Genomic DNA, 11,437 nt, shown 5'->3' with positions numbered 1-11,437 from the left:
CGCGCTCGTCGAGGAACTTCGACCAATGCAGGATCACGTCTTTGTAGCCGATCTTCGACGCGCTCCTCTTCGCCACGACGATCGGCGTGACCGGGTTGAACGCGGTGAAGCCGTCATGCCGTAGGGCTGACAGTCCGCCGAGAACCGACCCCGGCGGGGCGGCGAGCAGGGCCACCCAGTCGCGCTGTTCGTCGGTGAGAGGTCCGTTGTGGTTGACGAACACGCCGATGGCGGGGTTCGCCCATTGTTTCGAGCTCACGCGCCGGTACAGGCGGTGGCGTCGGGAGCACCTTAGGCTCTACCGGTGATTCGATCCCTGTGGACGGCGGAACGTCTGTGGAAATCCCCGGGGGTGGACGTGAAAATCGGGTTTTGTCGCCGTATACGGGGACAAAACCCGATTCTTGCGTCAAACGCCGGTCGTGGAGCGCCGGATGACGAGGTCGGGTTTGAGGACGATGTGCTGGATCTTGGACGCTTCGGAGTCGGCGATGACGCCGAGCAGGAGGGTCGCGGCGCTCGAGCCCATCTCGTGAGCGGGCTGGCGGACCGAGGTCAGCGGGATCGCAGACGATGCCGCGAAGTCGATGTCGTCGTATCCGACGATCGCGATGTCGTCGGGCACGCGGACGCCTCGCAGCGTCAGCGCCTGGAGCACGCCGAGGGCAACCAGGTCATTGGCGGCGAACACGGCATCGGGGTGTTGGTCCTGCGGCAACGCGAGAAGTCGCTCGACACCGGCACGCCCGGCTTCGGCGTTCATGGTCTCGGTCTCGACGAACTGGAGTTCTGCATCGCCGTGCGCCTCGACGGCTGCCCGCGCCGCGGCGAGACGGTTCTTGATCTGGGCGAGATTCGCCGGCCCGCCGATGAAGGCGATCTTGCGCCTACCAGTCTCGAGCAGGTGCTCGGTCGCGATCCGGCCGCCCATCTTGTCGTCGATCGCGACCGACGAGAACTCCTTGGTACGGGTCATGCGGTCGACAACCACGACACTCGTGCCGCGGTCGCGAAGCCGCCGTAACCGGTCGATGACGTCGCCGACCGGTGTGATCAGGACGCCGTCCATGCGTTGTTGCTCGAACAGGTCGAGGTAATTGGTCTCACGCAGCGGTTCCTGGGAGCTGTTTCCCAGGATGAGAGGCCGATTCTCGGCGATCAGGACGTCATCGACACCGCGGGCGACATCGGTGAAGAACGGGTTCGCGATGTCGAGCACGATCATGCCTATTGCGCGGTTGGTGCCGGCACGCAGCTGGCGGGCCGCGTCATTGCGGATGTACCCGAGCTCATCGATCGCGGACTGGATCCTTGCCAGCGTCGCCGGCGAGACCTTCGCGGGGTGATTCAGAGCATTGGAAACGGTCGCGGGGGATACCCCCGCGCGAGCTGCGACATCGCGCACCTGAGCCACGGCCATGACGAGCAGGTTAACACGATTTAACAATTTGGGTTGACGAACTTGTGATGGCCGTCATACAGTTCTGAGGTTGGATTAAAACGATTCAAAAATGCCGAAACACGGAGGACATATGAACGCGAGCGGCCCTGTCGCCCTGCAGCTCGTGCAGGTACGTAAGTCGTTCGGCCCTGTCGTCGCCCTGCGCTCCGGCAGTCTGACGGTCCATTCCGGTTCGATTCACGCCCTCGTGGGCGAGAACGGTGCCGGCAAGTCGACCCTCGTCAAGATCGTTGCGGGTCTGTACCAGCGCGATGGCGGAGACTTCCTGCTGCACGGTGAGAGTGTCGACTTCACCTCCACCGCGGCCTCGAAAGACGCCGGCATCGCGGTCATCTACCAGGAGCCGACGCTGTTCCCCGACCTCTCGGTCACCGAGAACATCTTCATGGGCCGCCAGCCGGTCGGTGCGGGCCGCCGGATCGACCGCAAGGCCATGCACACCGAGGCGCTCGCACTGTTCAAGCGTCTCGGCGTCAACCTCGACCCCCGCCGTCTGGCAGAGGGCCTGTCGATCGCCGACCAGCAGATCATCGAGATCGCCAAAGCCATCTCGCTCGATGCGAGTGTCATGATCATGGACGAGCCCACCGCGGCGCTGAGCGGCGTCGAGGTCGACCGTCTCTTCGCGGTCGCGCGCAGCCTCCGCGACGAGGGCCGTGCGCTGGTGTTCATCTCGCACCGTTTCGACGAGGTCTTCGACCTGTGCGACACCGTCACCGTCATGCGCGACGGCGAGTACATCTCGACCGATGCGATCGCCGAGACCACGACGGCGCAGATCGTGTCCAAGATGGTCGGCCGTGAGGTCAGCGATCTGTTCCCGAAGACGCCCGCCGAGATCGGCGCCCCGGTGCTCCAGGTCGGCAACCTCGAATTGGCCGGCGTCTTCCACGATGTCAATTTCGAAGTCCGGTCGGGCGAGATCGTCGCACTTGCCGGACTCGTCGGTGCGGGACGCAGCGAGATCGCCCGTGCGATCTTCGGCGTCGACGCTTACGACTCCGGCACCGTGATGTTGAACGGCAAGAAGGTCGCCCCCAAGAGCCCGCGCGCCGCGATCCAGGCCGGGATGGGATTCGTTCCCGAGGATCGGCGTCAGCAGGGACTCGTCACCGAGGCCTCGGTCGCCCACAACGTCGCTGCTGTCATCCGCAACAAGCTAGCCCGCTTCGGTCTCATCACGAGGGGCGCGGAGAACCGCGCCGCCGGCCCGTGGTCGGGACGTCTCGAGGTCAAGACCAATGCCTTGTCGATGCATGCCACGACGATGAGCGGTGGCAATCAGCAAAAGGTCGTTATCGCCAAATGGCTTGCGACAAACCCCTCCTTGCTCATCATCGACGAGCCGACGCGCGGTATCGACGTCGGCACCAAGTCCGAGGTGCACCGGTTGATCTCAGAACTCGCCGGGCAGGGCATGGCGATCTTGATGATCTCGTCGGAGCTTCCTGAGGTGCTCGGCATGGCCGACCGCGTACTCGTGGTGCACGAGGGACGCATCACCGCCGATATCGACCGCGCGGACGCGACGCCCGAGAGCGTCATGACCGCCGCGACGAACACCATGACCGGAGTTTCCGCATGACAACTCTTGTAGAGCCAAGCCGCAAGTCGGCCGCGCAGCGCGCGATCACGACGATCCTGACCTCACGAGAATCGGCCATCGCGCTGGTCCTGGTCCTGGTCGTTCTGGCCGCGACCTCGCAGCGGCACAGCTTCTTGTTCAGCAGCGACAGCTGGCGAGATCTTCTGCTGGCGCCCTCGATCCTGGTCCTGCTCGCGATCGGCCAGGCCGTCGTGATCATCACCCGCAACGTCGACCTGTCGGTCGGCTCCACGCTGGCCCTGACGGCCTACCTGACGGGTCGGCTGTTCGTCGACAACCCGGGTATCCCGATCATCGTGGTGTTCCTGATCGGCATCGCGGCCGGTGCGGGGCTGGGCCTGATCAACGGTCTGCTGGTCGCCTTCGGCCGGGTTCCTGCACTGGTCATCACGCTCGGCACGATGTACATCTATCGCGGCGTCGTCCTCGAATGGGCCGGGAGCAACCGCATCAACGCCTCCGACATGCCCAGCGGCTTCTTGTCACTCGGCACCAAGACGATCCTGACGATCCCGGTCCTCACGATCATCGCGGTCGTCGTGCTGGTGGCCGTCGGCTACTACCTGCGCACGGCCCGTGGCGGCCGTGAACTGTACGCGATCGGGTCCGATCCCGACGCAGCTCATCTCTACGGTCTCAAGGTCCGCAAGCGCGTCATCGGGGCGTTCGTCCTGTGCGGTGCGCTGGCCGGGCTGGCAGGAGTCGTCTTCGCGGCCCGCTACGGCACGATCAGCTCCAGCGCCGGTACCGGCATCGAGCTGCAGGCCGTCGGCGCGGCCGTCATCGGTGGCGTCGCGATCTTCGGCGGCAGCGGAACCGTCTGGGGTGCCGCGATCGGCGCCTGGCTGCTCATCACGATCAACCGCGCACTGCCGATCCTCGGCGTCCAGGACTTCTGGCAGAAGGCCGTAGTCGGAACGCTCATCATCGGCGCGATCGTCCTCGACCGACTGTTGTCGGTCAGACGATCACGCAAGCTCATCGAGGCGAGGGACGAATCATGACCACCACCGAGACCCCGCGCAGCGACACGCTTCGGACGTACGCGTCGTACGCCAAACCCCTGTGGCAGCGCGTCATCTTGACCCGCGAGTTCGCGGTCATCACGCTGCTGTTGGTCGTGTTCTTCTATTCGCGCAGCGAGATCCCGGCCTTCGACGGCCCGCTGACGATCTACTACCTGTTGCTCGACGTGGCTCCCATCCTGCTGATCGCGCTGCCGATGACGTTGATCATCATCACCGGCGAGATCGACCTTTCGGTCGCGAGCATCGTGGGTCTGAGCAGTGTCATGGTCGGCGACCTGCACCAAGGCGGTATGTCGATCCCCCTGGCGGCGCTGATCGCGATCGCCGTCGGAATCGTCTGCGGAGCGTTCAACGGCTTCCTCATCGCGTATGTGGGACTTCCGTCGCTGGCCGTGACGATCGGCACGCTGGCGCTCTACCGCGGTTTGGCAGTCGGCCTGCTCGGCACGACGGCCATCACGGACTTCCCCGAGAAGTGGACCGACCTGGCCAAGGACAAGATCGGCGACAGCAGCTATCCCGTCATCATGATCCCGATCGTCGTGTTGATCATCGCCTTCGTGCTGTTGCTGCACTTCACGGCATTCGGCCGCGGCGTGTTCGATATCGGTCTGAACGACGAGGCAGCACACTTCTCGGGCGTCAACGTCGCGCGGACCAAGTTCTTCTTGTTCGTCCTCGCGGGAGCGGTGTCGGCGTTCGCCGGCATCTACTACACCTTGCGCTTCGGCAGTTCGCGCGGTGACAACGCGACGGGCATGGAGCTCCAGGTCATCGCGGCCGTGCTGCTGGGCGGTGTCTCGATCTTCGGTGGCCGCGGTGCACTGCACGGCGTCATCGCCGGCGTTCTGCTGATCGGCGTCATCTCGAGCGCTCTGCGACTCGATGAAGTCTCGGCGAACGTCATCAACATCATCATCGGGCTGCTGCTCGTGCTCTCGGTGATGTCCACAAGCTTCCTGTCCTTCGTAGCTCGGACGACGGCCGGGATGAGGAGAAGGACCAGAGACGGTCTTCCTGAACGCCAGCAGGCGTCAGCACAACACGAAGGGAACAATTCATGAAGTTCAGCAACAAGAAGGCGACCGCCCTCGCGGCCATCGCCGTCAGCGCTGCACTTGTCCTGTCGGCCTGCGGCGGTGGCTCCGACAGCGACGGTGACAAGGGCGGATCGGGCAACAGCGGTGACAAGACAACTGTCACGTTCTTGCCCAAGAACCTCGGCAACCCGTACTTCGACACCAGCGACAAGGGCGGCAAGATCGCCGTCGAGGAGTTCGGCGGAAAGTTCGCCGAGGTCGGACCGCAGGAGGCGACTCCTGATGGACAGGTCGCGTTCATCAACACCGCGGCTCAGCAGGGTGTCAAGGCGCTCGTGGTGTCGGCCAACGACCCGAAGGCCATCGGTGACGCGCTGAACGAAGCCCGTGACGCCGGAACCAAGGTCGTCACGTTCGACTCGGACACCGACCCGGAGTACCGCGACCTGTTCGTCAACCAGGCCAGCTCCGAGGGCATCGCCAAGGTGCAGGTCGAGATGATCGCCAAGCAGATCGGCGACGAGGGCGAAATCGCCATTTTGTCGGCGGCTGCCAATGCGACGAACCAGAACGCCTGGATCGACCTCATGAAGAAGGATCTGGCGGCCAACCACCCGAAGATCAAGCTCGTCGACACCGTTTACGGTGACGATGACGATCAGACGTCGTTCGACAAGACGTCGGCGCTGCTGCAGAAGTACCCGAACCTCAAGGGCATCGTGTCGCCGACCACCGTCGGTATCGCGGCTGCGGCTCGCTACGTGTCGGACTCCGACTTCAAGGGCAAGGTCAAGGTCACCGGTCTCGGTACCCCCAACCAGATGCGCGCCTACGTCGAAGACGGAACCGTCGACGCGTTCGCGCTGTGGAACCCCGAAGACCTCGGCTACCTGGCGGCTTTCGCGGCCAAGGCTCTGGTCGACGGTGACATCACCGGCAAGGAGGGTGACAAGTTCACCGCCGGCAAGCTGGGCGATTACACCGTGGGAGCGGACAGCACTGTGCTCCTGGGCGACCCGTTCGAGTTCAACAAGGACAACATCGCCGACTTCAAGTTCTGAGTCGGCCCGATGACCGCCCGGCCGGGGGCCGCTTCCCCCGGCTGGGCGCCATCTCCTCACTTCCCCAAAATGTGTAGAGCAACCCTGAAAGGGTCTGACACGATGCGTCGCGTCTGCTTCCAGCTCCAGGTCAAAGCTGACCGGATCGCGGAATACAAGGTAAGACACGCCGCGGTCTGGCCCGAGATGCTACAAGCGCTGGCCGAAACCGGCTGGCACAACTACTCGCTCTTCCTTCGCCCGGACGGTCTGTTGATCGGCTATTTCGAGACCCCGTCCCTCGCGGATGCGCAAGCCGGTATGGCGCGCACCGAGGTCAACGATCGCTGGCAGGCCGAGATGTCCGAGTTCTTCGTCGACCTCGGCGATGCAGCGCCCGATACAGGCTTCATCGAGCTCGAAGAGGTCTTCCATTTGGAAGATCAGCTCGCTCCCTGAGACCTGAACACCACCGTCTGGTGGACATCCCCAAAGTGTGATTGAATCGATTTAATGAAGCGTCGAGTACCCAGTGGCAAAGACGCCGGAGGAGAGAAGCAGAAGATGACGACATTCCGCGACATCGCGTCCCAGCTCGAGGGGCAGGGCATCGAGGTCCCGTCCTGGGCGTACGGCAATTCGGGCACCCGCTTCAAGGTGTTCGGTTCGGCCGGCACACCCCGCACCGTCGAAGAGAAGATCGCCGACGCTGCCGCGGTGCACCGCTTCACCGGACTTGCCCCGCTCGTCTCGCTGCACATCCCGTGGGACCTGGTGGACGACTACGCCGCACTGCGTCGTTACGCCGAGGACCTCGGTATCGGCCTCGGGACGATCAACTCCAACACGTTCCAGGACGACGACTACAAGCTCGGCGCCCTGACGCACACCGATGCGCGCATCCGTACCAAAGCGATCGACCACCACCTGGCCTGCATCGATGTGATGGACCAGACGGGTTCTCGTGATCTGAAGATCTGGCTCGCGGAGGGCACCAACTACCCCGGTCAGGGCGATATGCGCGGACGCCAGGACCGCCTCGCCGAGTCGCTCTCGACGATCTACGACCGGCTCGGCGACGATCAGCGTCTCGTGCTGGAGTACAAGTTCTTCGAGCCGGCGTTCTACCACACCGATGTCCCCGACTGGGGTACGTCGTATGTGCAGGTCATGGCGCTCGGCGAGAAGGCCATGGTGTGCCTCGACACCGGCCATCACGCGCCGGGCACCAACATCGAGTTCATCGTCGCGCAGCTGCTGCGGCTCGGGAAGCTCGGCTCGTTCGACTTCAACAGCCGGTTCTACGCCGATGACGACCTGATCGTGGGCGCCGCCGACCCGTTCCAGCTGTTTCGGATCATGGTCGAGGTCGTGCGCGGCGGTGGCTACGGTCCCGACAGCGACGTCGCATTCATGCTCGACCAGTGCCACAACATCGAGAAGAAGATCCCCGGCCAGATTCGTTCGGTGCTCAACGTCCAGGAGATGACGGCTCGCGCGTTGATGCTCGACACGGCTGCGCTCACCAAGGCACAGGAAGACGGCGACGTGCTCGCCGCCAACGAGATCTTCATGGACGCGTTCTACACCGACGTGCGCGGCGACCTCGCCGCTTGGCGTGAAGAGCGAGGACTTGCCGGCAACCCCATGGCCGCCTACCTCGCCAGCGGCTACCAGGAACAGATCGAGGCCGACCGCGTCGGCGGCACCCAATCCAGCTGGACCTGACCAACACTATTCAGAGATCAGAGTGAGATGACGAACACCACTGCAGCAGAGCTGATCGCCCGGTCCAACCGACTCGGCAGTGATCCGAAGAACACCAATTACGCCGGAGGCAACACCTCCGCGAAGGGCACCGAGACCGATCCCGTCACGGGTGAGGACGTCGAGCTGCTGTGGGTCAAGGGCTCCGGCGGAGACCTCGGCACGCTCAAGGAGAGCGGGCTCGCGGTGCTGCGGCTCGATCGCATGCGCGCCCTGGTCGACGTCTACCCGGGTCTCGACCGCGAGGACGAGATGGTCGCCGCGTTCGACTACTGCTTGCACGGCAAGGGCGGTGCAGCGCCGTCGATCGACACCGCTATGCATGGGCTGGTCGACGCGGCACACGTCGACCACCTGCATCCCGACTCCGGTATCGCGATCGCGACGTCGGCGGACGGCGAGAAGCTGACCGAGACGGTCTTCGGCGGGAAGGTCGTGTGGGTTCCGTGGCGTCGTCCCGGCTTCCAGCTCGGACTCGATATCGCTGAGATCAAGGAAGCGAATCCTGACGCGATCGGCTGCATCCTCGGCGGACACGGCATCACCGCCTGGGGCGATACGTCCGAGGAGGCCGAGAAGAACTCGCTGTGGATCATCGAGACCGCCGCGGCGTACATCGAGGCCAACTCCAAGGCCGAGCCGTTCGGTCCGGCCCTGGCCGGCTACGGCGCGCTGTCCGCCGACGAGCGCCGGGCCAAGGCCGCCGCGCTGGTTCCGACGATCCGCTCGATCGCCTCGCAGGACAAGGCGATGGTCGGTCATTTCACCGACAGCGACGAAGTCCTCGACTTCCTCGCGTCCGCAGAGCACCCGCGTCTGGCGGCGCTCGGCACGAGCTGCCCTGACCACTTCCTGCGCACCAAGGTCAAGCCGCTCGTGCTCGACCTGCCTTCATCGGCGACGGTCGAGGATTCGATCGCCCGTCTGCGCGAGTTGCACACCGCGTACCGCGAGGATTACCAGGCCTACTACGACCGCAATGCGGTGGCCGACAGCCCCGCCATTCGCGGCGCCGATCCGCTGATCGTCCTGGTGCCAGGAGTCGGCATGTTCAGTTTCGGCAAGGACAAGCAGACTGCCCGTGTCGCCGGTGAGTTCTACGTCAACGCGATCAACGTCATGCGTGGCGCGGAGGGGCTGTCGACGTACGCCCCGATCGACGAGGCGGAGAAATTCCGCATTGAGTACTGGGCACTCGAAGAGGCCAAGCTGCAGCGGATGCCGGCTCCCAAGCCGCTCGCGACGCGCATCGCGCTGGTCACCGGGGCCGCATCGGGCATCGGCAAGGCCATCGCCAAGAAGCTCGCAGCCCAAGGCGCTGTCGTCGCGATCGCCGACCTGAACTTGGAGAAGGCCCAGGCTGCCGCCGCTGAGATCGGCGGCACCGACATCGCGATCGGTGTGCAGGCCGACGTCAGCGACGAAGATGCTGTCAAGGCGGCTGTCGACGCGACGCTGCTGGCCTTCGGCGGAATCGACCTGATCGTCAACAATGCGGGTCTCTCGCTCAGCAAATCGCTGCTCGACACGACAGTCGCTGACTGGGATCTGCAGCACAACGTCATGGCCAAGGGCTCGTTCCTGGTCTCGCGGACCGCTGCGAAGGCGCTCATCGAGCAGGGGCTGGGCGGAGACATCGTCTACATCTCCAGCAAGAACTCGGTGTTCGCCGGACCCAACAACATCGCGTACTCCGCGACGAAGGCCGACCAGGCCCACCAGGTGCGACTGCTCGCCGCTGAGCTCGGCGAGCATGGCGTGCGGGTCAACGGCATCAATCCCGACGGTGTCGTGCAGGGCTCGGGCATCTTCTCCAGCGGCTGGGGCGCGAATCGCGCTGCGGTCTATGGCGTCGACGAGAAGGATCTGGGTGCGTTCTACGCTCAGCGCACGCTGCTCAAGCGTGAAGTCCTGCCCGATCACGTCGCGAGCGCGGTCTACGCGCTGGTCGGCCCCGACCTGACCCAGACGACGGGGCTGCACATTCCGGTCGACGCCGGCGTGGCCGCAGCGTTCCTGCGCTAGAACGGAACGCACCTCTCATCATGTCGTCTTTGTCTCGTGTCTCCGTCGCGGCCATCGACCTCGGCGCCTCCAGCGGCCGGGTCATGGTGGGCGACGTGGGGCCGGGGCACCTCGAACTGCGCGCAGTCGCGCGATTTGCCAATGAGCCGATCGTCCTTCCGGACGGGCTTCACTGGGACCCCCTCGACCTCTATCGCCACGCTCTACGCGGACTGTGGACAGCCGTGAGCCAGTCACCTGACGGGCTCGGGAGTGTGGCGGTGGATTCTTGGGCGGTTGACTACGCCCTCATGCGTGCAGACCGCATGGTGGGCGTGCCGTTCCATTATCGGGACGAGCGGACGGCCGCGGGCGTGGAGCGCATCCACGCCCGCGTGTCGCCCGCAGACCTCTACGCACGTAACGGCCTGCAGTTCTTGCCGTTCAACACGATCTATCAACTCGCCGCGGAAGAACTCGCCGGGACCGATCACATGCTGCTGATCCCCGATCTGATCGGCTTCTGGCTGACCGGCCACATGGCCACCGAGCGTACGAACGCCTCCACGACGGGTCTGCTCGATCCACGGACGGGGGAGTGGGATCTCGCCCTGATGCAGCAGGCCGGACTGCCGGCTCGCATCCTGACCGAGCTGATCGATCCGGGACAGCCGATCGGCACGGTCTCCTCACATGTCGGCGAGCGCATCGGCGCTCCGGGACTCACGGTGACCGCGGTGGGTTCGCATGACACGGCTTCGGCTGTCGTCGGCGTGCCGATTCAAAGCGACGACGCCGCCTATATCTCGTGCGGGACCTGGGGCCTGGTCGGCCTTGAGCTCGACGCCCCGGTCATGACCGAGGACGCCCGGTCTGCCAACTTCACGAACGAGGGCGGTGTCGACGGCCGGACCAGGTTCTTGACCAACGTCATGGGCACCTGGCTCATCAGCGAGACCTTGCGGCAGTGGGAGCGTGACGGTGACCCCGTCGAGCTCACCGAGATACTGCGGGCCGCGGCCGATGTCTCGGTGCCTGTCACGACGTTCGACGTCCAGGATCCGCGCTTCATGCCTCCCGGCGATATGCCGGCCCGCATCCGCGAGTGGTGCGCCGAACGGGACGTTGCCGCTCCCGGTGATCGCGCCTCGCTGATGCGGAGCATCGTGGAGAGTCTGGCCCTCGCATTCGCCGATGCGCTGGAAACTGCTCAGAGACTGTCGGGCCGACCCGTCGGCGTCGTGCACATCGTCGGTGGCGGATCGCTCAACCGACTGCTGTGCCAGCTGACCGCCGATCGCAGTGGGCGGCCGGTCCTCGCCGGTCCGGTCGAGGCGACCGCGCTGGGCAACGTCTTGGTGCAAGCCCGATCGCTAGGCGGGGTCGGGGAAACCCTGGAGGAAATGCGTCACCTCATCGCAACAACCCACGACCTAGCGACCTTCACCCCTCGCCCCTAAACGCTGACGAGGCGGTTGTTGCCCCTCGAC

General features: G+C 64.8%; 9 protein-coding genes. 8 read left to right on the top strand and 1 reads right to left on the bottom strand.

Annotation, left to right across the window (positions count from 1 at the left end; translation table 11 throughout):
* Window positions 1-409: 409 nt before the first annotated feature.
* A complete protein-coding gene (locus tag ACXJKC_RS06595) occupies window positions 410-1,420 on the bottom strand; it encodes a LacI family DNA-binding transcriptional regulator (protein ID WP_456695890.1) in 1,011 nt (336 codons plus the stop codon).
* A gap of 112 nt (window positions 1,421-1,532) precedes the next feature.
* On the opposite strand from ACXJKC_RS06595, the gene ACXJKC_RS06590 reads away from it, so the two are divergent.
* The 8 genes from ACXJKC_RS06590 (at window position 1,533) to ACXJKC_RS06555 (ending at window position 11,407) form a co-directional block, all read left to right on the top strand.
* Window positions 1,533-3,047, top strand: a complete 1,515-nt coding sequence (locus ACXJKC_RS06590; protein ID WP_456695889.1) for a sugar ABC transporter ATP-binding protein — start codon at window positions 1,533-1,535, stop codon at window positions 3,045-3,047.
* Window positions 3,044-4,072 (top strand): ABC transporter permease, encoded by a 1,029-nt coding sequence (locus tag ACXJKC_RS06585; protein ID WP_456695888.1) that lies wholly within the window; start codon window positions 3,044-3,046, stop codon window positions 4,070-4,072. Before ACXJKC_RS06590 ends, ACXJKC_RS06585 begins: the two co-directional genes overlap by 4 nt.
* The gene (locus ACXJKC_RS06580) at window positions 4,069-5,160 is read left to right on the top strand and encodes an ABC transporter permease (protein WP_456695887.1); all 1,092 of its coding nucleotides are present in this window, start codon (window positions 4,069-4,071) and stop codon (window positions 5,158-5,160) included. Before ACXJKC_RS06585 ends, ACXJKC_RS06580 begins: the two co-directional genes overlap by 4 nt.
* Complete coding sequence (gene rhaS, locus ACXJKC_RS06575; RefSeq protein ID WP_456695886.1) at window positions 5,157-6,197, top strand: rhamnose ABC transporter substrate-binding protein; 1,041 nt, start codon at window positions 5,157-5,159, stop codon at window positions 6,195-6,197. The genes ACXJKC_RS06580 and rhaS overlap by 4 nt, the downstream gene beginning before the upstream one ends.
* Window positions 6,198-6,299: 102 nt before the next feature.
* Window positions 6,300-6,635 (top strand): L-rhamnose mutarotase, encoded by a 336-nt coding sequence (locus ACXJKC_RS06570; protein WP_456695885.1) that lies wholly within the window; start codon window positions 6,300-6,302, stop codon window positions 6,633-6,635.
* Window positions 6,636-6,740: 105 nt separating this feature from the next.
* On the top strand, window positions 6,741-7,904 hold the full coding sequence (gene rhaI / locus ACXJKC_RS06565; protein ID WP_456695884.1) for an L-rhamnose isomerase: 1,164 nt from the start codon (window positions 6,741-6,743) through the stop codon (window positions 7,902-7,904).
* A 27-nt stretch (window positions 7,905-7,931) separates the two neighbouring features.
* Window positions 7,932-9,968 (top strand): bifunctional aldolase/short-chain dehydrogenase, encoded by a 2,037-nt coding sequence (locus tag ACXJKC_RS06560; RefSeq protein WP_456695883.1) that lies wholly within the window; start codon window positions 7,932-7,934, stop codon window positions 9,966-9,968.
* Between the two features lie 29 nt (window positions 9,969-9,997).
* The gene (locus ACXJKC_RS06555; RefSeq protein WP_456695882.1) at window positions 9,998-11,407 is read left to right on the top strand and encodes a rhamnulokinase; all 1,410 of its coding nucleotides are present in this window, start codon (window positions 9,998-10,000) and stop codon (window positions 11,405-11,407) included.
* The last annotated feature ends 30 nt before the right edge of the window (window positions 11,408-11,437 follow it).

Source organism: Aeromicrobium sp. P5_D10, from assembly GCF_054049535.1.
Note: the sequence above shows the minus strand (reverse complement) of the source record. Positions and strands in the feature narration are given on the sequence as shown.

Bases quoted from the DNA above. Each gene is read 5' to 3' on its own strand.
- ACXJKC_RS06595 (WP_456695890.1), bottom strand. From the start codon at position 1,420: ATGGCCGTGGCTCAGGTGCGCGATGTCGCAGCTCGCGCGGGGGTATCC.
- ACXJKC_RS06590 (WP_456695889.1), top strand. From the start codon at position 1,533: ATGAACGCGAGCGGCCCTGTCGCCCTGCAGCTCGTGCAGGTACGTAAG.
- ACXJKC_RS06585 (WP_456695888.1), top strand. From the start codon at position 3,044: ATGACAACTCTTGTAGAGCCAAGCCGCAAGTCGGCCGCGCAGCGCGCG.
- ACXJKC_RS06580 (WP_456695887.1), top strand. From the start codon at position 4,069: ATGACCACCACCGAGACCCCGCGCAGCGACACGCTTCGGACGTACGCG.
- rhaS (WP_456695886.1), top strand. From the start codon at position 5,157: ATGAAGTTCAGCAACAAGAAGGCGACCGCCCTCGCGGCCATCGCCGTC.
- ACXJKC_RS06570 (WP_456695885.1), top strand. From the start codon at position 6,300: ATGCGTCGCGTCTGCTTCCAGCTCCAGGTCAAAGCTGACCGGATCGCG.
- rhaI (WP_456695884.1), top strand. From the start codon at position 6,741: ATGACGACATTCCGCGACATCGCGTCCCAGCTCGAGGGGCAGGGCATC.
- ACXJKC_RS06560 (WP_456695883.1), top strand. From the start codon at position 7,932: ATGACGAACACCACTGCAGCAGAGCTGATCGCCCGGTCCAACCGACTC.